Here is a 20,112-nt window from a genome sequence, read left to right on the forward strand (position 1 = left end):
GCGATAACAGTTAATGTTGTGCGTGAGGAACGCGCTTGCACAGCCCCGCGTTGCAAATGCACCTTTCAACGCAAGGATAATTCGATGCGCCGCCTGCTATTTGCTTCGCTGTCCGCCGCCGTCCTGGCGGGTTTCGCCGCGATCTCGCCCGCGTCCGCCGCGCAGGACCGCTATTGTCTGCAGGGTCGAAGCTGGGGCTATCCCGGCAATTGTCAGTTCGCCACCTATCAGCAGTGCCAGGCGGCCGCGTCCGGCACCAGTGCCGGCTGCGGGATCAACCCGGCCTATGCCTACGCCCGCCAGCGTGGCGGCTACTATCCCCGCTATTGAACGCGGCTCCCCGGCCTCCGGCACCGCTTCTAGGACTCGCTTGATGTGTAGGGGTGCGGCGGCTGGGTCGCCGCTCCTCGGATGCCCCTTTGATCGCACCGACTGAAGCGATCGTGAAGCTCCGTCCGCCGCATTGCGGCAGGACCACCGACCTCCTCGACGTTCGGACAAAGGCTCTCTGCTCAGGCGCAGGTCGATGCTGCATGGCCGCATCCCCTCCTCCGTTCGCCGGCCATCGCAATCGGAACATTGCCCGTCGCCACAGCTTATAGGGCAACGGATCCAAACGGAGGAGGACACCATGGACGGACTGATTTACCTCGTCGGCTTGATCGTGGTCATCATGGCCATTCTGTCGTTCTTCGGCCTGCGCTGAGACCAAGGCCATGAGCATGGAAACCACGCCGATCGCCGCGGCACCCATCGGGCGCGCGGCTGCCGACCGCTGGACGCTGCAATGGACCCCGGTCATTGCAGGCGCTCTCACCGCCGGTGCCGTCTCGTCGATCCTGGTCAGCTTCGCGATGACGGTGGGGCTCGGGGTCAGCTCCACGGCGCCGACCTGGCGCGACGCCTCCGTGGCGCTGTGGCTGCTCTCCGGCCTCTACCTCGTGCTGCAGGCCCTCGTCAGCTTCGGCTGTGGCGGCTACGTCGCCGGACGCGTGCGCGCGCCCTATGATCTCGCCGAGAGCGACGAGACCGAGAAGCGTGACGGACTGCATGGCGTCGCGTCCTGGGCGCTGGCGGTCGTGCTCGGCACCGTGCTGGCGGCCATGGTTGCCTCGGCGGCCAGCAGGCCGAATCCGTTGAGCTCGCCGCAGACGGTCAATGAGCCGTCGGTGCTGAGCTACGAGATCGACCATCTGTTCCGGGCCGCACGGCGAGCACCGAGCCCTGACCTCGCGCTGGCGCGCAGCGAAGCCGGCCGGATCCTGTTGACGGCGTCGAGCCACAGCGGCGTCAGCGCCGACGATCGCAACTATCTGGTCCAACTCGTCGGCGCGACGACCGGGCTTGCCGGTCCTGACGCCGATCGTCGCGTCGACACGACGATCGCGAACGCGAAATCGGCGCTGTCACGTTCACGCGCGAGCACGACCATCCTCGCCTTCTCCGTGGCAACCGCGCTGCTGCTGGGCGTGGTGGCGGCATGGATGGGCGCGGAAAGCGGCGGGCGGCATCGCGACGGCAAGCCGGTCACCGGCTGGATGCTGCACGCCAACCGCTTCAGCCGGCGGCGCGACATGTGGCGTCGCCCGGCGTCGATGCCGGAATAAGCCTCGACGATAACGGCCCGGTCGATGACCGGGCCGTTATTCGCGCATGGAGGGCGAGCTGCTCAACTGAGCAGACGTCGCATCAGATGCGCATCCGCGCCATAGCTCGCGAGCTTGCTGTCGCAGTTCTCGGCTGCCATCGCCGCAAACCCCTGCTTCGTCCAGAACGGCGTCGAGCCGTTGACCGCGACCAGCGAGAGCGACGGCAGGTTGAGATCGCGTGCATGCCGAACCAGCTGCGCAACGATCCAGGACGCGGCACCGCTGCCGCGGGCATCCGGCAGCAGCGCCAGATCGTGGACGTAATAGGTCGCAGCCGCTTCGGGGAGACCGCCGAGCAAGGCGTTCAATGCCGGTGGCTCGCCCAGATGCCACGGATGGCTGATCACATAGCCGGCGATCTCGCCGCCCGTCATCAGCACGCGGCATCCCGTAGCATGCAGACGCAAACGCTCAGCAAACACGGCGTGGTCTTCGGGATAAGAGGGATGCACCCGGGCTGCAATCACATCGACACTGGCGAGGTCGTCGACAGTCATGGCACGCCAGTTCGAGCCAGCCACGTTGGCTTGACGTGCGCTCATCTGGCGAGCGACAGCCATCGCTCGCTGGCCGACACCGCCGCCGGCCAAAGCGCATCGGTCGGCAATCCCCGGTGCAGCGCCTTGCCGACCTCGCAGATCGACAGGAAGGCCGACGACCGGGCCTCTTCGGTCTCGAACGGCTGCGCGTCGCTGGGGCTCCGCACCAGCCCCATCAACCCATTCAACATCTGCAATGCAGCATCCGGAGCCGCAGCCTGCGCCGACCTCAGCGCCGCCACCACCTGCTCGGCCTTTTCCGTCTCCGTCACCAGCGCCTCTCATTCGGCCCAAACCACGCGACGTTAGCAAGCTGAAGACCGCTCCGCAACGCGGTCAGCCCGGCCCGGCACCGGCATGTCCTCCTCGGCGGCCTCGTGGTGGTGGCGGCGCTCGGCAAGCTGGGTCACGACCTGCTTAGATGGGACCTGACATGACTCTTGTCGCAACCTCCCAATGCTTCCACCAGACACAGCGGCCGCGATCCCATGATGGGTCGTGAACCTGATCCGGCTTGATCTCGCGTGGCCTGGAATACAGCAGCGTCCGACGCGCGCGCGGCCGCGAAGGTTTCCGGTGAAGGAACGTCCTGCCCGTCCCGCGCAGAGGAACAATATGAACTTGCGAATGTTGAGATCAATTCCGGGCGCAAGATTCTCCGCAACCGATGGACCGAGGATGGGCGCGGGATGCAGGCAGGTTTTGCGTTGACCAAGTTGGCCGACCGGCTGACGAGCCTGATAGAACTGTCGGGCGACGATCTGGAATTGCTGGCGCGAATGCCCAGCTCGATCCGGAGCTTCGCCTCGCATCATGACATTTGGCGCAAGAACGACGAACCCTCCGTCTGCTGTGTTCTCCTGCAGGGCTATGTGTGCTGGAAGGACACCGACGCCGGGGCCGGCCAGATCACCTCCATCTACGTTCCCGGCGATGTGCCGAACCTGTACACCATGGTCTCGCCTGCCGTGACGGCCACGCTGTGCACGCTGAGCCCGGTCGTGGCCGCGTTCGTGCCGCATGCGTTCTTTCGCGAAGCGAAGGCACAGTCGGCGCGCCTCGCCCATGCCTTGACGCTGACGTCGCTTGCGGAGACCGCGACGCTGCGAACATGGCTCACCAACCTCGGCAGCCGGGATTCCCTGAGCCGCGTCGCACATCTGATCTGCGAGATCACAGTGCGGCTGCGCGCCGTCGGCCTCGGCCGCGATCTGCGCTTTCCATCTCCCTTCACCCAACCCGATCTGGCCGCAATCTGCGGCATCTCACCGGTTCATGCCAATCGCACCATTCAGGAGCTGCGGCGCCGCGCGCTGCTGCATTGGCATTCACGCACGATCGCGGTGACCGACTGGGCGGGCCTCGTGCGGCTGGCGGACTTCAACGCCGATTATCTCATGCTCCGCCGGCTGCCGGTGCTGGAGACGCATTCGGCTCCGCGGCAGGCGTCCGATCCCCCGCTCGAGTTGCAGCAAGCGGCCATGTTGACACGATCGCCCACGCGCCTGCTATGACGCGGGCCAGCGCGCCTGCAGAGACGCGGATGGTCGACTCCCTTGGCGGGTATCACCTCGACATCATGGTCGCCCGCATCTTCAACAGCGACGGGCCATACCGTCTACGACGGCTCCGGCAGCCAGACGCGCAGCTTCATGCTGCTCGGCTGGCGTCCGCAGCTTCCGCCGAGCAGCGACAATTGGGCTCTCGCGACAACGCGGCGTCAGCTGCCGCTGCTCTTGCCGGAGGCCAGCGATCTCGCCATGTCCAGATGCTTCTGCAGAACCGGCACGGTCTGCTGGGCGAAATCCGACAGCGGCGATTTCGCTGCAGCTTCCTTCTTGTATTTCGCGATGTCCTTCTCGTGATCGCGAACCATGGCCTTGGCAAAGGCCTGGTCGAAACGGTTGCCCTGGAGCGCGTCCAGCCGGTTATAGATCGCCAATTGCTGCTTGTTCGGTTCCGACGGCACCGTGATGCCGTTCTGTTGCGCCAATTGCTGCGCCTTCTGCAGATGATCCCCATGGTCCTGCTGCAGCGCCTGCCCGAACTGCTTGACCTGGTCGCTCTGGCCCTTCTGCTGCGCCAGCTTGCCCATGTTCACCTCGGCGAGATCGCCTTCGATCGCTTCGGTCATGAAGTGCTGGTCCTTGGCGGCCGATTGTCCTTTCGGCGCAGCGGTCGCGCCCGAAGCCACGAGCAGGGTCGTGGCGCAGGCGGCCAGTGCGGTCTGGATGATTCGCTTCTGATGAGCGCCGATCAGTCTGGTCATCGTCGATCTCCGAGGGTTGAGAGCCGTATCGTCGCCACGGCAAGAGTCGGAGCCTGCGATGGTTCCTAGGATCGTGTCGGCCGCCGCTCTCCAGGGGGGTCGGCGAGCCCGGCGGCACTCGGGTTCCCGCCGAACAGCGTGGCTGGGACGTTCTGCCTTGCTCGCGTCGGCGGGCAGCGCGCGGCGACCGCGGGCGCTTCAGCGAGCGGTCACATCTTGCCCGAGGGCCAGCGCCAGCACGCGCCCGAACTGATCGGCCTGCGCCGCGCTGCCACGCCAAGCCACGACCTGATCGGGACGGATCAAGGCGAGATCGGCTTCATAGAGCTCGCGCAAGGCGCGCGGCAAGGTCACGATCGTCAACTCAGCGCGAAGCGACCTCGCGTCGTCATGCAGCCGATCCTCGTCGACGTCGCAGCCTTCGAACCTCAGCAGCGTCCATTCAAAGCCGAAGCGATCGTACAGCGACACGTCGTGCTGCAGCCAGACGTGCGGTGCGCGGCCCCCTGGACAGGCGCTCGGCACATAGACATTGGCTGCATCGGGGGGCGGCACAGAGCCGTCGGAGACAATGATCGGCGAGCCATCGTAGCGGCCGCCGAAGGTGATACCGGGGATGTTGAACTCGGCGCGCGCATGCTGATCAAGATAGACGCCGGCGCTGCGGCGCGCCTCGGCTCCCGCATCCGTCGCGTCTTCGATCTCGGGCGCGGCCGCGAACAGGCCGAGCGAGTCGGCGAAGCGTCGCGCGTAGTCAGTGTTCCGCAACGCCAGCGGACGGCGCTCGGCTTGGTAGCTGTCGAGCAGCCGCAGCGGACTGACGCCCTTGACGACGCTGGCGAGCTTCCAGCCGAGATTGACCGCGTCCTCGATCGCAGTGTTGTAGCCGAGCCCGCCGGTCGGCGTGAACAGGTGCGCGGCGTCGCCACCGAGAAACACCCGGCCGCGCTGCATGCTCTCGGCAACGAGCGCGTGGCCTGCGGTCCAGGTCAGATGCGAGAGCACCTCGCACGGAATGGCCGCGCCGCATGCGCGCTGAAACGCCGCTCGCGCATCGGCCGAAGTGATTGCGCTCTCATCCTCGCCCGGCCGCAACTGGGTATGGAAGGCGAACTCGTCGTGCCCGTTCACGGCAGCCATGAACGCCCGGCGATCGCCGTTGAAGCAGACATACATCCAGGCGCGGGCATGCGGAACGCTTGCGTAGAATTCGGGCGAGCGGACATAGACCGCGAGCATGCGGCCGCCCATGAAATCACGTTACACGCCGGTGGTGCCGCCATAGGAGATGCCCAGGGATTGACGGACCGTCGAACGCGGACCGTCGGCTCCCACCACGAAGGATGCGCAGATCTCGAAGCGCGCGCGGTCACCGAGGCGTTCGACCTCCGCTACGATGCCGTCCTCGTCGGCCCGATAGCCGATCAATCGATGACCGTAATGCAGCTGAACGCCCGGGAGCTGCGCCGCGTGCCTGCGCAGGATCGCCTCGACAAATTTCTGCGACACGCGATGTGGCAACTCGGCCGCGCTCCACGACCCGGACAGCTCCTTGACCAACTTGGTGGCGCGCGCGGCCGACGGCAGCTGGAATCGCGCGAGCTCATAGGTCGCGTAGCGGGTGAAATAGGCAACGTCGGTCGGATAGCCGGACGGCAGGCCGGCGCGTCGGATCTCGTCGGCGAAACCGAGCCGGCGGTAGTGCTCCATCGTTCGCGCCTGGGTCGCATTGGCCTGGGGGTTGAAAGCCGTGCCCGGCTTCTCATCGATCAGAATGGTGGACACGCCGCGGCGGCCGAGCTCGTTGGCGAGCATCAACCCGCAGGGCCCGCCGCCCACGATCAGGACGGAGGTGGTCGATCGTGGCGCCACGGCGCTGTTCCCCTGGTGTTCAAGGGACGCTACAGCGTCCGGTCAAATAGTCAAGTAACCTGACTATCTGACGGACCCAGCGTATCGAAGCGCGCACCATAGGCCGACAGGCCCTCGACGATCGCTTCCATCGCTGCCTTGCCGAGCTCCTTGCGCATCTCCGCCTCGGCCACGTCGACGGCATCGCCGAATGCCTGAAGCCATTTCATGCCGGCCGGCGTGAAGCGCACGATGCGCGCACGCCCGTCCTGCGGATCGACCTCGCGCGCGACCAGCCCGAGCTCCGCGCATTGGTCGACCAGCTCGCCCATCGCCTGCTTGCTCATCGAGGCGCGGCGCGCAAGCTCGGTCAGCCGCGTGCCGTCGACGTCGAGATTGCGGGTGAGGCTGACATGGGCGATGCGCGTCGCGCCGTGACCGCTGGCCGCCATGAGTTCGAGAACCCGCGACTCGAACCGGCGCACCGCATTGTTGAGCAGCCGGCCGACATTGGCGTGACGCCATGCGGCCGCCGTCGGCTTGGCCGGACGTGCCTTCGGTGAATGTCGCGCCGTCATCTCGGGATCACCTTGTTTCATCGCCGCGCGGGTTCAGCGTAGCAGCGAAAGATCATACGGTCGGAAAATCCGCGAGAATCATACGGCCGCGCCGGACCGGCCTCGCACATCAAGCTCGGACCAGGACTTGGCAAATTCCGCAATCCGCGCGCACAGGCACGTCGCCGCGGCGCTGGACGAGAACCGATCTGATCGCGGGAAAGATCGAGGCACCGGGATAGCAAAACGCTTGTGCCTGAAAGAATGGTCGGAGCGGCAGGATTCGAACCTGCGACCCCTGCGTCCCGAACGCAGTGCTCTACCGGGCTGAGCCACGCTCCGACTTGGGAAGCCGGCTTATAGCCTCGGGTTTCCATCTCCGCAAGGCACACGAGGCAGGAAATCGCATCGAAATTGCCGATGTCAGGACGATGGGTTAACTGCTTGAGGCGTCGAGACTTTGAGGGAAGGACCTGGCGCGGGCGCAGCCCAGCGCCGCATTTGCGCGCTTCATTCGAACCGCTCCGCCCGCTATAGCCGGACAGCAAAATCACCATCATCCAGCTCCCTTGATGCCCGCGCCCGAGACCATCGCGATCGAGACCAGGATCCTGCCCGCCGACGCGACCGGAATCGCCGCCGCCGCGGCCGTGTTCGCGCGTGGCGGGCTGGTGGCGTTCCCGACCGAGACCGTCTATGGGCTCGGCGCCGATGCGAGCAACGCCGCGGCGGTCACCCGGCTCTACCAGGCCAAGGGCCGGCCGGCCTTCAATCCTTTGATCGCCCATGTGGCCGACGTCGCCGCGGCGCGCCGGATCGGCCGCTTCGATGCCGTTGCGGAACGCCTCGCCCAGGCGTTCTGGCCCGGACCGCTGACCCTGGTGCTGCCGCAGGCGGAGGGGTGTCCGGTGGCCGATCTCGCCACGGCCGGGCTCGATACAGTTGCGATTCGCGTGCCCGCGCATCCGGTTGCGCGCGCGCTGCTCGCGGCCTTCGGCGGCGCCGTGGTGGCGCCCTCGGCCAACATCTCCGGACATGTGTCACCGACCATGGCGGCGCATGTCGCGGCGGACCTGGACGGCCGGATCGACCTGATCCTGGATGGCGGCGCGGTCGAGGTCGGCGTCGAATCGACCATCATCGGCTGCTTTGACGAACCCACTTTGCTGCGCCCGGGCGGCGTCCCGCGCGAGGCGATCGAGGCGGTGCTCGGCCGCCCTTTGGCCCGAGCTGCCGCCGCCGAGGCGCAGGCCTCCGAGCAGCCGCTGGCGCCGGGCATGCTCGCCTCGCATTACGCCCCGCGCGCTGCGGTGCGCCTCGCCGCGACGGAGGTCGCGCCGGACGAAGCGCTGCTCGCGTTCGGCCCGGTGGCGATCCCCGGGGCGGCCGACGCCGCGGCCATGCTGAACCTGTCGCCGTCCGGCGATCCGGCGGAGGCGGCGACGCATCTTTTCGGCTATCTTCGCAGCCTCGACGCCAAGGGGGCGCGCAGCATCGCCGTGATGCCGATCCCGGATGACGGGCTGGGCGAGGCCATCAACGACCGGCTGCGCCGCGCCGCCGCGCCGCGATAACACTGGAAACGACCCACGATGAACATCAGCCAGCCAGCTTTGCCGCCGCTGTCCCCCGAACTGATCGCGCAATTCGCCGCCATCGTCGGCGAGCGCCAGGCGCTGACAACGGAGACCGACGTCGCGCCTTACGTCACCGAGGAGCGCAACCTGTTCCACGGCCGCTCGCCGTTGGTGCTGCGCCCGGGCTCGACCGCCGAGGTCGCGGCGATCTGCCGGCTCGCCAGCGAACATCGCATCGCGCTGGTGCCGCAGGGCGGCAACACCGGTCTGGTCGGCGGCCAGACGCCACACAATGGCGAGGTCGTGGTGTCCTTGAAGCGCATGGACAAGATTCGCGATGTCGACACCGCGTCGAACACGATGATCGCCGAGGCCGGCGTCGTGCTGCAGGTGGCGCAGCAGAAGGCCGCGGAGGTGGACCGGCTGTTCCCGCTGTCGCTCGGCGCCGAGGGCAGCTGCACCATCGGCGGCAATCTCTCCACCAATGCCGGCGGCACCGCCGCGCTCGCCTATGGCGTGGCGCGCGAGATGGCGCTCGGGCTGGAGGTCGTGCTGGCGGACGGGCGCGTGCTCAACGCGCTCTCCAAGCTCAAGAAGGACAACACCGGCTACGACCTGCGCAACCTCTTCATCGGCGCCGAGGGCACGCTCGGCATCATCACCGCGGCGAGCCTGAAGCTGTTTCCGAAGCCGCGCGCGATCGAGACCGCGTTTGTCGGGCTGAAATCGCCGGAGGATGCGCTCAAGCTGCTTGCGATCGCGCAAGCCGAGGCCGCGGGCAGCCTGACCAGCTTCGAGCTGATCGCCCAGATCGCGCTCGACTTCTCGATTCGCCATGTCGCGGGCAACCGTGCGCCGCTGTCCAGCCCGCATCCATGGTTCGTCCTGATGGAACTATCGTCGTCGCGTGACGATGCCCGCGCGACGCTCGAGAGCATCCTCGAGCAGGGCTTCGAATCCGGCATCGTCGACGACGCCGTCATCGCCGACAACCTCGCCCAACGCATGGCGTTCTGGAAGCTGCGCGAGGACATCTCCTGGGCGCAGAAGCCGGAGGGCGGCTCGATCAAGCACGACATCTCGGTCCCCGTCGCGGCGGTGCCGGCCTTCATCGCCGAGGCTAATGAGGCTGTCGTCAAGACGGTGCCCGGCGCGCGTCCGGTGCCGTTCGGCCATCTCGGCGACGGCAACATCCACTACAATGTCAGCCAGCCGATCGGCGCCGACACCGCCGATTATCTCGCGCGCTGGCACGAGGTGAATGCGGTCGTGTTCGAAATCGTGCTGCGGATGGGCGGCTCGATCTCCGCCGAGCACGGCATCGGCGTGCTCAAGCGCGACGAGTTGCCGGACGTCAAGGATCCGACTGCGATCGCGCTGATGCGCGCCATCAAGGCGCAGTTCGATCCGCTGGGGATCATGAACCCCGGCAAGGTTCTCTAGGGTCTCAGCGCACTCATGGACACCGCCCCTCTTCTCGTGATCTCCGACATCACCGATGCCGACGTGCCCGCCATCATCGCGCTGTGGCAGCGCTGCGGGCTGACGCGGCCGTGGAACGATCCGGCTGCCGACATCGCGCTCGCCCGCCGCGGCGACAATGCCACCGTCCTGGTCGGCCGCGTCGGCGGCGCCATCGCGGCGTCCGCGATGGTCGGCCATGACGGCCATCGCGGCTGGGTCTATTACGTCAGCGTCGATCCCGATCATCGCGGCCGCGACCTGGGCCGCGCCATCATGGCTGCCGCTGAGGACTGGCTGCGCGCCCGCGGCATCGCCAAGCTGATGCTGATGGTGCGCGGCGACAATACGAAGGTGCAGGCGTTCTACCAGACGCTCGATTATGCGGTGCAGGACAGCGTGGTGTTCTCGAAATGGCTCGACGGCCGCCCGCCGACTCCCGGAATGAAATAGAGGTTCAGCATGAGCATCTCGAACCGCATCCGCGTGCACGAGACGCGCGTGCTCTCCGATCACTATGGTACGCTGACTTCAACCAAGTTCGAATGGCGACGCGACGACGGCAGCTGGCAGATGCAGAGCCGCGACGTGTTCGACCGCGGCAATGCGGCGGCGATCCTGCCCTACAATCTCGCCCAGCGCAGCGTGATCCTGGTCAAGCAGTTCCGCTACCCCGCCTTCGTCAACGGCTACGACGATCTCCTCATCGAGGCCGCCGCGGGGCTGCTCGATGATGCCTCGCCGGAGGAGCGCATCCGCCTCGAGGCCGAGGAGGAAACCGGGTTCCGGCTGCACGACGTGCAATTCGTGTTCGAGGCGTTCATGAGTCCGGGCGTCGTCACCGAGAAGATCCACTTCTTCGTCGCCGCCTACGAGCCGCAGATGCGCGTGAGCGCCGGCGGCGGGCTGGCGCATGAGGGCGAGGAGATCGAGGTGCTGGAGCTTGCCCTCGACGACGCGCTGGCGATGATCACCGATGGCCGCATCCAGGACGCCAAGACGATCATGCTGCTGCAGCACGCGGCGCTGAGGATCTTCACATAGGCCGCATCCCGGTCTGGACGTGATGGTCTACGCTCTGCTCCTCCGCGACAGCGGAGGACCCAGTGGTCCACAATGCATCCGCCTCAGAACAGGCTCCCCTGCCCATCATCGGCGGCAGAGGTTGTATTTTTTCTAGACACAACCTTCTTTGCCGGTTTGCGCTGCGCGTCTTCAGCGGCGCGCATCTCGTCGGTCATCGGCAGCAATAATTGCTCATCGTCGTTGGCGACCGCGTTGACGCGCGTCGACACCTCGTACCAGGCGAACTCGCCCAATTCGGGCGCGACCATCAGATGCATCACGTCGTCGGCATCATCCGCGCGGCAGTCGAGCCAGAGCGAGAAATCGTTCGGCCTGATCGTCACGGGAACACGGTGATGCAACGCCGCGAGATCGGAACTTGCCGCCGCGGTGACGATCGCGACCGTATCGACCTCCTCGCCATTGGGTCCCATCCAGGTTTCCGCGAGCGCCGCAAACCCCAGCGGCGCGCGATCACGACGATGAATGAAGAATGGCCGCTTGCGACCATCGATCAGTTGCCACTCGTAATATCCATCGGCGGGCACAAGAACGCGCCGCCGCCGTATCGCATTCTTGAACGCGGGCTTCTCGCGTACGGTCTCCGAACGCGCATTGATCAGGAGCGTGAAACTACGGGGATCCTTGACCCACGCCGGCATGAAGCCCCAGCGCATCAGGCGAAAATGCCTGATGTCCTGATCCAGCAAAATTACGGGAATCGGCTGCGTTGGCGCGATGTTGTGGCGCGGCGGAAAGTTCGGTTGCTCCTCGTAGCCGAAGATTTGCCGGAGCGCTGCCGGAGGTGAAGTGATCACGAAACGTCCACACATAATCTCACTCAAATCGTCGTGTGTTCAGCACCTTTTAACTCCGGTTGCGAACACTGCAGCCGATGACTGCAGCGGCGACCCAATCCGTGCCTTCCGATCGCACGACCCAACGACCGGCGGGCAGCGCCATTGATCCGGCGCGCGCCGCGATCCTGCGTGCTGCCAACATCAACCCACGCACCGGCCTCGCCACCGACTATCTGAATCATTTCAACGAAGCCGTGATGCTGCTCGAAATGATTCCCGACATTCCGGAATGCGCCGAGGATTTTCTGGCGTGGTCGCCGCTGACCTATCCAGAACACTTCACGCACACCAATTTCAAGGCCCGAGATCTCGTCATCGAGGCCTATGAGCAGGCCGATCCGTCAATTCGCGACAAATTCGACCATATCACGAAGACCATGACCGACATCCTGCTGGCGGTCGGCAGCGCCATGCGCGAGGCCAAGCAGGACGCCACCAAGGCCAAGCTTGCCGAGCAGGCCGCAGGCTGGGTCAAGCCGTTGGTGTCGCAGGCCGGCGGCATCATCAATGGCGACATCGAGTTCGATCCGGAACCGGTGGCGGAAGTCGATGAGGTCGACGCCGTCGACGCCATCATGGCGAGCTTCTGATCCGCAGAACGGAGCTGCGGAGCGACGGTCTTCACGTTACGGTGCCCCCTCCTGGAGCCGCCTTGCGATGAACGACCCAGCACCTCCGCGCCATCCCCAGCTCGCCGTCAGCGCCGCAATCTTCCGGCAGGGCAAGATCCTGCTGGTGCGCCGGGCACGGTCCCCCGCCCGGGGCGTCTATACCTTGCCGGGGGGCCGGGTGGAATTCGGCGAAAGCCTGCACGAGGCTGTCGCGCGCGAGGTCCTGGAGGAGACAGGGCTCAGGATCGCCGTCATCGGCCTCGCCGGCTGGCGCGAGGTGTTGCCGCCTGCGGGGAGCGGCGGCCATTACGTCATCCTGCCATTCGCCGCGCACTGGGAGGAAGGCGAGCCCCGGCTCAACCATGAGCTGGACGACGCCCAGTGGCGCGTTCCCACGGCCCTGGACGGCCTGCAGCTCACCGACGGACTGCCCGAGGTCATTGCCGCCGCCCGGGCGCTGCTCTAGATCATGATGCGTTTCGACGGAAACGCATCATGATCTTTCCTCTTTGTCGGAGCATGGTCGTTTCGGAAAACCGGTTTCCCCGTCTCCGGATCATGCTCCAGGCCCGCCTTGCGTCCGCCATCGCACAGAGGCATATGACCCCGGTGTTTCCGATCTTCGCCAAGCGCCTGTTCGCCCTCCTGATGCTCGCCGCGGCTTGCGCCGCCGTCCCGGCGCGCGCACAGGACGCGGCTGCGCCGTTCGATGGCGATCTGCAGCGTCTGGCCGAGATCCTCGGCACCCTGCATTACCTTCGCGGCATCTGCGGCAGCAATGAAGGCGCCAAATGGCGCAACCAGATGCAGGCGCTGATCGACGCGGAGACGCCGGCGGGGGACCGCCGCGCCCGCATGATCGCCGGCTTCAACCGCGGCTATAACGGCTTCCAGCAGACCTACCGGACCTGCACGCCGGCGGCGATGGTCGCGATCCGGCGCTATATCGACGAAGGCTCGAAGATTTCGCGCGATCTCACGGCGCGCTACGCCAACTGAGCCGATCGCGTTATCCACGATTGTGTTAACCTTGTTAACCTTTCCTAAAGAACTGGCCTAGGCGTCCGCGCCCTGCGTGGTAAACCTCATTCGTCCGGCGCGCCCGCGCTCGGAATTCCACGCGCCTTGCGGCCCCGCCAGACTGAATTCAATGAGCTATCCCGTCACCTTCAGCGTCCTTCCCGCCGCCTTGCCCGACCATGAGCAGAAGCAGGCCGCGCTCAGCTACCTCAACGAAGCCTGGGCGGAAGCGCGCCATGACGGCGTCGATGGCGACTGCCTGGCGCAGGCCAGCCTGTTTGCCGCGCTCGCCGAGCTCGTCAGCACCTATGGCGAGGACGCCGTGGCGACCTTCGTCGAAGGCATGCCGGAGCGCGTCCGCAACGGCGAATTCTCGCTGTCGCGGGCAACGCAGTAAGACGGCTCCAAAACAGCCGTCATGCCAGCGAAAGCCGGCATCCGGTACGCCGTGACCTCTCGGTTCATCACGACTGCCTGTGAGTACGGGATCCCTGCTTTCGCGGTGATAACAGCAGTGGCTGAGGCAACATCTGCGAGCCCCGGCCTCAGCGCTCATCATGAGTCGCGATGCGTCGGCTGGGCAAAGGCGCGCCCATGTTGATGGTTTGATGCGACGCTGTCGCGCGCGCCGTGCCCACCATCGTGCTCCGAGCCTGCCTCTCGACGGTGGGCCCGCGACCGCCCTGCGGGCGGCTGCCTTGCCCACCCCACGTCTCAAACGCGCTGATCCAGGCCGGCTTCGCCTTCTGGCGTTGCCGCGGCCGAGAGCGTCCGCCTGACAAACAAATCGCACGCTGATTCGTCCGACGGGCTGGGCGGAGCCGATCAACTCATTTCGCGGCGCAAAATATAGGAACGGCCTTCACGTCCCCTTCGAAGGCGGAACCATCGAGCTAACGACAATTGCCCGGAACGGGCACCGTCACAGACAAATAATTAGGTAATGTTCAGCTACGATGACGAAGCACTGTTTCGAGGTCCCGCTCGATCTCGATCACCGTGCTGCGACCTGGTCACCGCCGCATCGAAATCGGAATATCCATCGCAGACGAGCAGGCCGGAGTTTGCAACTGTCTCGTGAAGCCTCCATCAAGGAAACGTTGAAAGAATAGTCGGGGATTTCTGATGATTGCGCCGGAAGAAGAAAGGTTGCTGAAAACTTACCTGGTCGAGATGTTCGGCCAGATTAGCAGCATGCGGCGCGAACTCGCGGCTCTTCAAGGCGACGGCAAGGGCAGCTTCGCGTCGATGACCGACACCCTCGACGCGATCGTGGAAAATACGGAAGTCGCCGGCAACGCGATCCTCGAGAGCATGGAGGCGATCAGCGCCAGCGTCGGGAAGCTGCAGGACGTCAAGGACCCGAAGACCGCAGCGGTCTGCGACGAGATCGTCGACAGCACCAACAAGGTGTTCGAGGCTTGCGCGTTTCAGGACCTCACCGGGCAGCGGATCACGCGCGTGGTCAAGTCGCTGAAGTTCATGGAGGACCACATCAACAAGCTGGTCCGCATCTGGGGCAAAGAGGAACTGGCGCGGGTGGCCGCCGAGCTTGCTGCCCCAAAGAGCACGACGCCGGACTTGCTGGAAGGCCCGAAGCGACCGGGCGTGGCGATCTCCCAGGACGACATCGACAAGCTGTTCGGGTGAACTGCCCCTATTAGCGCAGCCAACGATCAGACGCTGGTCATGGGAAGCGTGACGCCCGCTCTGCGTCAGAGCGCGCGCTCCCAATGACGGAGCAAATTAACGCGCAGCGCCACTATGGCCGCAGCGTCTCCATGAACCGCACCGGTTCGCCCGTCGACGGCGTCAGCAGTTCACCTTGCCACATCACGCGCTGGCCGCGCACGAACGTGCCGACCGGCCAGCCCGTCACGCGCACGCCGTCATAGGGCGTCCAGCCGGCTTTCGAGACGACCCATTTGTTGGTGATGGTTTCGCTGCGCTTGAGATCGACGATCGTCAGATCGGCGTCATAGCCGGCGGCGATGCGGCCCTTGCGGGCGATGTTGTAGATGCGGGCGGGGCCGGCGCTGGTGAGGTCGACGAAGCGCTGCAGCGACAGCCGGCCGGCGTTGACATGGTCGAGCATGATCGGCACCAGCGTCTGCACGCCGGTCATGCCGGACGGCGAAGCGGGATAGGTCTTGGCCTTCTCCTCGGCCGTGTGCGGGGCGTGGTCGGAGCCCAGGATGTCGACGATGCCTTGATGCACGCCCCACCAGATCACGTCGCGATGGTCGGCCGAGCGCACCGGCGGATTCATCTGCGCGTAGGTGCCGAGCCGCTCGTAGCACTCGGGCGCCGCCAAGGTGAGGTGATGCGGCGTCGCCTCGACGGTGGCGACGTCCTTGTGGTCGCGCAAATACACGATCTCTTCCTTGGTCGAGATGTGCAGCACGTGGATGCGCTTGCCGGTCTCGTGCGCGAGATTGACGAGGCGTTGCGTGGCGCGCAGCGCCGCCTCCTCGTCGCGCCACACCGGATGCGAGCGCGGATCGTTCTCGACGCGCAGGCCCTTCCGCTCGTTGAGGCGGTATTCGTCCTCGGCATGGAACGCGGCGCGGCGGCGGATCACCTGGAAGATGCGGCGCAGGCTGTCATCGTCCTCGACCAGCAGCGATCCGGTGGAGGAGCCGACGAACACTTTCACACCCGCACAGCCTTCGGCGCGCTCCAGCACCGGCAGTTGCTCGACATTCTCGCGGGTGCCGCCGATGAAGAAGGCGAAGTCGCAATGCATGCGATGCCGGCCCGCTTCGACCTTTGCCGTGAACGCCTCCTCGGTCACCGTCAGCGGATTGGTGTTGGGCATCTCGAACACGGCGGTGACGCCGCCCATCACGGCGCTGCGCGAGCCGGTCTCGAGATCTTCCTTGTGCGTGAGGCCAGGCTCGCGGAAATGTACCTGGGTGTCGATCACGCCGGGCAGCACGTGCAGGCCTTTGCAGTCGATGATCTCGGCGGCGGAAGCCGTGCCGAGATCGCCGATCTCGACGATGCGGCCGGCTGAAATGCCGATGTCGCGGACGCCCTCGCCATCCTGATTGACCACGGTGCCGGATTTCAGAATCACGTCGAAGCGCGCGCTCATGAAGCCCTCATAGGATTTCATTCTCCTCACCACCCCAAGACAGATCGATCATGCTGCGCGCCTGCCCATTTACTGGCCTGTACGGCAGCGCCCGCCTTGATCTTTAGAATGAAGCCACCGCGTGGGGGCGTTTCAGCCTTGTGGTTTATGCCAGGGCGGCTTACGTTTCAGTGCGGCCTGTCGCAAGAGGTTTTTCGAATGAAAGCGACGTTTCTCGACGACCGGGGCGTGGTCCAGGTCAGCGGCGACGATGCACGCAAGTTCCTCAACGGGCTCTTCACCACCGACGTCAGCAAGCTGCATCCGGGCGAGGCCCGATTCGGCGCGCTGCTGACGCCGCAGGGCAAGATCATCGTCGATTTCCTGGTCACCCAGGTGCCGGCGACCAACGGCGGCGAGCGCTTCCTGCTCGACGTTCCCCGCGCGCTGGCGCAGGCGCTCACCGACAAGCTCAACGTCTACAAGCTCCGCGCCAAGGTCGCGGTCAGCAATCTCTCCGACCAGCTCGGCGTGATCGCGGTCTGGGACGGCGCCGTAGGCGCCACGCCGGAGCCGAGCTTCACCGATCCGCGTCACGAGAGCCTCGGCGCGCGCGTCATTGCGTCACAGGGAGCGCTTCAGGACATCGCCGGAGGGCTCGGCGCCGAGGTCGTGACGGCCGACGCCTATGAAGCGCATCGCATCGACTGCGCGGTGCCGCGCGGCGGGCTCGACTTCATGTATGGCGATGCCTTCCCGCACGAGACCAACATGGACCGGCTGCACGGCGTCGACATTGGCAAGGGCTGCTATGTCGGCCAGGAGGTCGTGAGCCGCATGCATCATCGCGGCACCACGCGGACGCGGACGGCCAAGGTGCTGCTCGACGGGCCGAGCCCCGAGCCCGGCACGCCGATCCTCGCCGGCGAGAAGAGTGTCGGCACCATGGGCTCGGCGTCGCAGCAGAAAGGCATGGCGCTGCTGCGCATCGACCGCGCCACCGAGGCGATGGAAGCCGGCACGCCGCTGACGGCGGGCGGGCTCACCTTGCGTGTTGCGGATCTCGAGGCCCTGCAGGGCGCGCCGAAGCAGACGGTCGCCTGAGCGCATCGAGATGGGTCGCGCCGCTGTCGTCCATCCGGATGGTCTGACCCGCTGCCCCTGGCCGGGCAGCGACCCGCTCTATGTCGCCTATCACGACACCGAGTGGGGCGTGCCGGAATATGACGACCGCGCTCTCTATGAGAAACTGATCCTCGACGGCTTCCAGGCCGGGCTGTCGTGGATCACGATCCTGCGCAAGCGCGACAATTTCCGCCGCGCCTTCGACGACTTCCAGCCGGACAAGATCGCGCGCTATTCCGACAAGAAGATCCACGCGCTGATGAACGATGCCGGCATCGTGCGCAACCGCGCCAAGATCGAGGGCGCGATTCTCAGCGCCAGATCCTGGCTGAAGATCCAGGAGGAGAGCGACGGCTTCTCGAAGTTCCTGTGGGACTTCATGGACGGCACGCCGAAGGTCAACGCGTTCAAGACCACCGCGAGCGTGCCGGCCTCGACGCCGCTGTCGGTCAAGATGTCGAAGGAGCTGGCCTCGCGCGGCTTCAAATTCGTCGGACCCACGATCGTCTACGCCTTCATGCAGGCGACCGGCATGGTCAACGACCATCTCGTCACCTGCTTCTGCCACGAGACCTGCAGCGGCAAGCGCCGCGCCCCGCGCCTCAAGATCAAATGACCACCAAGACCGCCCCGAACGGGCAGGACCGCGTCTGGCAGCGCATGCTGTCCGGCCGGCGGCTCAACCTCATCGACCCCTCGCCTCTCGACGTCGAGATCACCGACATCGCCCACGGGCTGGCGCGCGTGGCGCGCTGGAACGGCCAGACCTCGGGCGCGCACATCTTCTCGGTCGCGCAGCACACGCTGCTGGTCGAGACGGTGATGCGCGCGCGCAAGCCGAACATCGATGCGAGGCTGCGGCTCGCGGCGCTGCTGCACGACGCGCCGGAATACGTCATCGGCGACATGATCTCGCCGTTCAAGGCGGTGCTGGGCGGCAGCTACAAGAGCGTCGAGAAGCGGCTGCTCGGCGCGATCCACATCCGCTTCGGCCTGCCGGCGGAGCTCGCGCCCGAGATCGAGCGCCAGATCAAGGCCGCCGATCGCGGCGCCGCCTTCCTGGAGGCGACGAGGCTCGCCGGCTTCGCCGAGACCGAGGCGAAGAAGCTGTTCGGCCGCGATCCCGGCCTCCCCGAGGCCACGGTCATGGATTATCTGACGCCGTGGAGCGCGGCCAAGGCCGAGAAGCGGTTCCTGACCCGCTTCAATCTGGTGCTCGGGGACGCAACCCATTCGGGGAATTGAGCCATGCCGTTGACGCCGGATGAGCGCCACAACGAGCGGCTGAAACTGCTGGCCAACTGGGCCAATACGCTCGCCACCGCGATCGTCTCGGTCGGCGTTTTCGTGCCGATCGGGCAGGAAGTCTACGGCTTCCTGCCGCAAAATACCGATCCGACGCTGGTCTATGTGTCCGCCCCGATTTGCTTCGGTGCCGGTTTGCTCCTACATTTGGGAGGACAATGGGTCCTTGGAGGGCTCCGATGACGACCGGTCAGATCTATGCTCTGAGCATGCCGCTCGCGGTGGCCGCGATGGTGTGGCTCTACGCGATTGTCCTGCGTCGGCCGTGGGCCGAACCGGCCGTCGAGCGTCCGGTGCAGCCGCCGTCCCGGCGCGACGGGCTGCGCGACAGTCTGGTGGACCGGCTCGACCGGATCAATGCCGAGATCGAAGGCAAGGCCCACCTCGCCCGCCAGGAGCTGCGGCAGTTCAAGAACAGCCGCTGAGCCGCCATCTCTGCGCCCCCGAGGCGCCGGCCGCGGTCCAACCCGCGCTTGGCACGATCGACGCCGCAGCCCCCCGAAAGCCGCTTTTGTGTGCGGGCCCGCGATCGTATAATCGGGCTTTCAAAGGCCCGATATGATCCACGTCTGCTCGCTTGCCGCCTTGCCCGAAACGGTGCGCCTCACCGGCGCCAGCCATGTGCTGACGATCATGGCCAATGTCGAGCAGGTGCAACGGCCGGAGACGATCCGGCCCGAGAACCACCTCAGGGTCTCGGTCGACGACATCACCGAGCAGCTCGCGGGCTTCGTGGCGCCCTGCGAGGAGCATGTCACGCAGGTGCTGGATTTCGTCCGCGGCTGGGATCGGGCTGCGCCGCTGGTCATCCACTGCTATGCCGGCATCAGCCGCTCCACCGCGAGCGCCTTCGCGGCCGCCTGCGCGCTCAATCCGCATCGCGACGAGTTGCAGATCGCCCAGGCGATCCGGGCCGCCTCCCCGATCGCCTCGCCCAATCGGCTGATCGTCAGCCTCGCCGACAAGGCGCTCGGCCGCGACGGCCGCATGGTCCGGGCGCTGGATGCGATCGGCCCCGGCGCCATGATGGTCGACAGCGTGCCGTTTCGGATCGATCTGGAGTGAGCCGGTCGCGACGGCGCGCCGGGTAGCCTGCCACCTCGCTTGAACTTCAACTCCGCCGTTTGACACTCAAGGAACTGCAGCC

At 66.0% G+C, this 20,112-nt stretch carries 25 protein-coding genes, 1 tRNA gene and 1 pseudogene; 19 read left to right on the forward strand and 8 right to left on the reverse strand.

All coding sequences use genetic code 11. From position 1 onward, the window contains the following. Positions 1-84 precede the first annotated feature (84 nt). The 3 genes from HL671_RS23610 (at position 85) to HL671_RS23620 (ending at position 1,607) form a co-directional block, all read left to right on the forward strand. Entirely contained in the window at positions 85-330 is a 246-nt protein-coding gene (locus tag HL671_RS23610) for a DUF3551 domain-containing protein (protein ID WP_012042593.1), read from the forward strand. Between the two features lie 196 nt (positions 331-526). Continuing rightward, complete coding sequence (locus tag HL671_RS23615) at positions 527-706, forward strand: hypothetical protein (RefSeq protein WP_172239068.1); 180 nt, start codon at positions 527-529, stop codon at positions 704-706. A 10-nt stretch (positions 707-716) separates the two neighbouring features. Next, entirely contained in the window at positions 717-1,607 is an 891-nt protein-coding gene (locus HL671_RS23620) for a hypothetical protein (RefSeq protein WP_172239206.1), read from the forward strand. A gap of 62 nt (positions 1,608-1,669) precedes the next feature. On the opposite strand, the gene HL671_RS23625 is transcribed toward HL671_RS23620, so the two are convergent. Both HL671_RS23625 and HL671_RS23630 read right to left on the reverse strand, forming a co-directional pair. Further along, the gene (locus tag HL671_RS23625) at positions 1,670-2,191 is read right to left on the reverse strand and encodes a GNAT family N-acetyltransferase (RefSeq protein WP_012042590.1); all 522 of its coding nucleotides are present in this window, start codon (positions 2,189-2,191) and stop codon (positions 1,670-1,672) included. Continuing rightward, on the reverse strand, positions 2,188-2,460 hold the full coding sequence (locus HL671_RS23630; RefSeq protein WP_012042589.1) for a hypothetical protein: 273 nt from the start codon (positions 2,458-2,460) through the stop codon (positions 2,188-2,190). The genes HL671_RS23625 and HL671_RS23630 overlap by 4 nt, the downstream gene beginning before the upstream one ends. 417 nt (positions 2,461-2,877) lie before the next feature. Here HL671_RS23630 and HL671_RS23635 point away from each other — a divergent pair, with 417 nt between their 5' ends. Beyond that, positions 2,878-3,702, forward strand: a complete 825-nt coding sequence (locus HL671_RS23635) for a Crp/Fnr family transcriptional regulator (RefSeq protein WP_012042588.1) — start codon at positions 2,878-2,880, stop codon at positions 3,700-3,702. Positions 3,703-3,908: 206 nt separating this feature from the next. Here the strand turns inward: HL671_RS23635 and HL671_RS23640 are convergent, their stop codons facing one another. From HL671_RS23640 to HL671_RS23655, 4 genes and pseudogenes are all read right to left on the reverse strand, one after another. Further along, positions 3,909-4,457 (reverse strand): DUF4142 domain-containing protein, encoded by a 549-nt coding sequence (locus tag HL671_RS23640; protein ID WP_012042587.1) that lies wholly within the window; start codon positions 4,455-4,457, stop codon positions 3,909-3,911. A 198-nt stretch (positions 4,458-4,655) separates the two neighbouring features. Continuing rightward, a pseudogene (locus tag HL671_RS23645) lies at positions 4,656-6,329 on the reverse strand (FAD-dependent oxidoreductase). 50 nt (positions 6,330-6,379) lie between these two features. Further along, the gene (locus HL671_RS23650; protein ID WP_012042585.1) at positions 6,380-6,886 is read right to left on the reverse strand and encodes a MarR family winged helix-turn-helix transcriptional regulator; all 507 of its coding nucleotides are present in this window, start codon (positions 6,884-6,886) and stop codon (positions 6,380-6,382) included. A 244-nt stretch (positions 6,887-7,130) separates the two neighbouring features. Next, a tRNA-Pro gene (locus HL671_RS23655) sits at positions 7,131-7,207 on the reverse strand. Positions 7,208-7,437: 230 nt separating this feature from the next. Here HL671_RS23655 and HL671_RS23660 point away from each other — a divergent pair. From HL671_RS23660 to HL671_RS23675, 4 genes are read left to right on the forward strand one after another with little or no spacing between them, the layout of a single operon-like run. Continuing rightward, the gene (locus tag HL671_RS23660; protein ID WP_172239209.1) at positions 7,438-8,439 is read left to right on the forward strand and encodes an L-threonylcarbamoyladenylate synthase; all 1,002 of its coding nucleotides are present in this window, start codon (positions 7,438-7,440) and stop codon (positions 8,437-8,439) included. 18 nt (positions 8,440-8,457) lie between these two features. Then, positions 8,458-9,885, forward strand: coding sequence for an FAD-binding oxidoreductase (locus tag HL671_RS23665; protein WP_012042583.1), 1,428 nt, complete (start codon positions 8,458-8,460; stop codon positions 9,883-9,885). 15 nt (positions 9,886-9,900) lie between these two features. Continuing rightward, on the forward strand, positions 9,901-10,356 hold the full coding sequence (locus tag HL671_RS23670) for a GNAT family acetyltransferase (protein ID WP_012042582.1): 456 nt from the start codon (positions 9,901-9,903) through the stop codon (positions 10,354-10,356). Between the two features lie 9 nt (positions 10,357-10,365). After that, positions 10,366-10,947: an NUDIX hydrolase gene (locus HL671_RS23675; protein ID WP_012042581.1), complete on the forward strand. Its 582-nt coding sequence runs from the start codon at positions 10,366-10,368 to the stop codon at positions 10,945-10,947. An 83-nt stretch (positions 10,948-11,030) separates the two neighbouring features. Here HL671_RS23675 and HL671_RS23680 read toward each other — a convergent pair whose 3' ends face one another. Continuing rightward, positions 11,031-11,801: an SOS response-associated peptidase gene (locus HL671_RS23680; RefSeq protein ID WP_083780634.1), complete on the reverse strand. Its 771-nt coding sequence runs from the start codon at positions 11,799-11,801 to the stop codon at positions 11,031-11,033. 62 nt (positions 11,802-11,863) lie between these two features. On the opposite strand from HL671_RS23680, the gene HL671_RS23685 reads away from it, so the two are divergent. From HL671_RS23685 to HL671_RS23705, 5 genes are all read left to right on the forward strand, one after another. Next, positions 11,864-12,418, forward strand: coding sequence for a hypothetical protein (locus tag HL671_RS23685; RefSeq protein WP_041750553.1), 555 nt, complete (start codon positions 11,864-11,866; stop codon positions 12,416-12,418). Positions 12,419-12,485: 67 nt separating this feature from the next. Beyond that, positions 12,486-12,905: an NUDIX hydrolase gene (locus HL671_RS23690; protein WP_012042578.1), complete on the forward strand. Its 420-nt coding sequence runs from the start codon at positions 12,486-12,488 to the stop codon at positions 12,903-12,905. A 134-nt stretch (positions 12,906-13,039) separates the two neighbouring features. After that, entirely contained in the window at positions 13,040-13,438 is a 399-nt protein-coding gene (locus HL671_RS23695) for a TIGR02301 family protein (RefSeq protein ID WP_041751373.1), read from the forward strand. Between the two features lie 151 nt (positions 13,439-13,589). After that, the gene (locus HL671_RS23700) at positions 13,590-13,856 is read left to right on the forward strand and encodes a hypothetical protein (RefSeq protein WP_012042576.1); all 267 of its coding nucleotides are present in this window, start codon (positions 13,590-13,592) and stop codon (positions 13,854-13,856) included. A 728-nt stretch (positions 13,857-14,584) separates the two neighbouring features. Continuing rightward, positions 14,585-15,109 carry a protein phosphatase CheZ gene (locus HL671_RS23705; protein WP_012042575.1) on the forward strand — a complete coding sequence of 175 codons (525 nt, stop codon included), beginning with the start codon at positions 14,585-14,587 and terminating at the stop codon, positions 15,107-15,109. A 112-nt stretch (positions 15,110-15,221) separates the two neighbouring features. On the opposite strand, the gene HL671_RS23710 is transcribed toward HL671_RS23705, so the two are convergent. Then, complete coding sequence (locus HL671_RS23710; protein ID WP_172239293.1) at positions 15,222-16,556, reverse strand: dihydroorotase; 1,335 nt, start codon at positions 16,554-16,556, stop codon at positions 15,222-15,224. A 198-nt stretch (positions 16,557-16,754) separates the two neighbouring features. Here HL671_RS23710 and ygfZ point away from each other — a divergent pair, with 198 nt between their 5' ends. The 6 genes from ygfZ (at position 16,755) to HL671_RS23740 (ending at position 20,030) form a co-directional block, all read left to right on the forward strand. Next, the gene (gene ygfZ / locus HL671_RS23715) at positions 16,755-17,639 is read left to right on the forward strand and encodes a CAF17-like 4Fe-4S cluster assembly/insertion protein YgfZ (protein WP_172239212.1); all 885 of its coding nucleotides are present in this window, start codon (positions 16,755-16,757) and stop codon (positions 17,637-17,639) included. Positions 17,640-17,649: 10 nt separating this feature from the next. Then, entirely contained in the window at positions 17,650-18,276 is a 627-nt protein-coding gene (locus HL671_RS23720; RefSeq protein WP_012042572.1) for a DNA-3-methyladenine glycosylase I, read from the forward strand. Then, positions 18,273-18,905: a YfbR-like 5'-deoxynucleotidase gene (locus tag HL671_RS23725; RefSeq protein WP_012042571.1), complete on the forward strand. Its 633-nt coding sequence runs from the start codon at positions 18,273-18,275 to the stop codon at positions 18,903-18,905. The genes HL671_RS23720 and HL671_RS23725 overlap by 4 nt, the downstream gene beginning before the upstream one ends. Before the next feature lie 3 nt (positions 18,906-18,908). Beyond that, complete coding sequence (locus HL671_RS23730) at positions 18,909-19,148, forward strand: hypothetical protein (RefSeq protein ID WP_012042570.1); 240 nt, start codon at positions 18,909-18,911, stop codon at positions 19,146-19,148. After that, on the forward strand, positions 19,145-19,390 hold the full coding sequence (locus HL671_RS23735) for a hypothetical protein (RefSeq protein ID WP_041750552.1): 246 nt from the start codon (positions 19,145-19,147) through the stop codon (positions 19,388-19,390). Before HL671_RS23730 ends, HL671_RS23735 begins: the two co-directional genes overlap by 4 nt. A 133-nt stretch (positions 19,391-19,523) precedes the next feature. Then, positions 19,524-20,030: a tyrosine phosphatase family protein gene (locus HL671_RS23740; RefSeq protein ID WP_012042569.1), complete on the forward strand. Its 507-nt coding sequence runs from the start codon at positions 19,524-19,526 to the stop codon at positions 20,028-20,030. The last annotated feature ends 82 nt before the right edge of the window (positions 20,031-20,112 follow it).

Origin of the sequence: Bradyrhizobium denitrificans, from assembly GCF_013179005.1 — a bacterium.
In the GTDB taxonomy this organism is placed as follows: Bacteria; Pseudomonadota; Alphaproteobacteria; order Rhizobiales; family Xanthobacteraceae; genus Bradyrhizobium; species Bradyrhizobium denitrificans.

Coding starts and splice junctions, on each gene's coding strand:
- HL671_RS23610 (WP_012042593.1), top strand. CDS start 85: ATGCGCCGCCTGCTATTTGCTTCGCTGTCCGCCGCCGTCCTGGCGGGT.
- HL671_RS23615 (WP_172239068.1), top strand. CDS start 527: ATGCTGCATGGCCGCATCCCCTCCTCCGTTCGCCGGCCATCGCAATCG.
- HL671_RS23620 (WP_172239206.1), top strand. CDS start 717: ATGAGCATGGAAACCACGCCGATCGCCGCGGCACCCATCGGGCGCGCG.
- HL671_RS23625 (WP_012042590.1), bottom strand. CDS start 2,191: ATGAGCGCACGTCAAGCCAACGTGGCTGGCTCGAACTGGCGTGCCATG.
- HL671_RS23635 (WP_012042588.1), top strand. CDS start 2,878: ATGCAGGCAGGTTTTGCGTTGACCAAGTTGGCCGACCGGCTGACGAGC.
- HL671_RS23640 (WP_012042587.1), bottom strand. CDS start 4,457: ATGACCAGACTGATCGGCGCTCATCAGAAGCGAATCATCCAGACCGCA.
- HL671_RS23650 (WP_012042585.1), bottom strand. CDS start 6,886: ATGACGGCGCGACATTCACCGAAGGCACGTCCGGCCAAGCCGACGGCG.
- HL671_RS23660 (WP_172239209.1), top strand. CDS start 7,438: ATGCCCGCGCCCGAGACCATCGCGATCGAGACCAGGATCCTGCCCGCC.
- HL671_RS23665 (WP_012042583.1), top strand. CDS start 8,458: ATGAACATCAGCCAGCCAGCTTTGCCGCCGCTGTCCCCCGAACTGATC.
- HL671_RS23670 (WP_012042582.1), top strand. CDS start 9,901: ATGGACACCGCCCCTCTTCTCGTGATCTCCGACATCACCGATGCCGAC.
- HL671_RS23675 (WP_012042581.1), top strand. CDS start 10,366: ATGAGCATCTCGAACCGCATCCGCGTGCACGAGACGCGCGTGCTCTCC.
- HL671_RS23680 (WP_083780634.1), bottom strand. CDS start 11,801: ATGTGTGGACGTTTCGTGATCACTTCACCTCCGGCAGCGCTCCGGCAA.
- HL671_RS23685 (WP_041750553.1), top strand. CDS start 11,864: ATGACTGCAGCGGCGACCCAATCCGTGCCTTCCGATCGCACGACCCAA.
- HL671_RS23690 (WP_012042578.1), top strand. CDS start 12,486: ATGAACGACCCAGCACCTCCGCGCCATCCCCAGCTCGCCGTCAGCGCC.
- HL671_RS23695 (WP_041751373.1), top strand. CDS start 13,040: ATGACCCCGGTGTTTCCGATCTTCGCCAAGCGCCTGTTCGCCCTCCTG.
- HL671_RS23700 (WP_012042576.1), top strand. CDS start 13,590: ATGAGCTATCCCGTCACCTTCAGCGTCCTTCCCGCCGCCTTGCCCGAC.
- HL671_RS23705 (WP_012042575.1), top strand. CDS start 14,585: ATGATTGCGCCGGAAGAAGAAAGGTTGCTGAAAACTTACCTGGTCGAG.
- HL671_RS23710 (WP_172239293.1), bottom strand. CDS start 16,556: ATGAGCGCGCGCTTCGACGTGATTCTGAAATCCGGCACCGTGGTCAAT.
- ygfZ (WP_172239212.1), top strand. CDS start 16,755: ATGAAAGCGACGTTTCTCGACGACCGGGGCGTGGTCCAGGTCAGCGGC.
- HL671_RS23720 (WP_012042572.1), top strand. CDS start 17,650: ATGGGTCGCGCCGCTGTCGTCCATCCGGATGGTCTGACCCGCTGCCCC.
- HL671_RS23725 (WP_012042571.1), top strand. CDS start 18,273: ATGACCACCAAGACCGCCCCGAACGGGCAGGACCGCGTCTGGCAGCGC.
- HL671_RS23730 (WP_012042570.1), top strand. CDS start 18,909: ATGCCGTTGACGCCGGATGAGCGCCACAACGAGCGGCTGAAACTGCTG.
- HL671_RS23735 (WP_041750552.1), top strand. CDS start 19,145: ATGACGACCGGTCAGATCTATGCTCTGAGCATGCCGCTCGCGGTGGCC.
- HL671_RS23740 (WP_012042569.1), top strand. CDS start 19,524: ATGATCCACGTCTGCTCGCTTGCCGCCTTGCCCGAAACGGTGCGCCTC.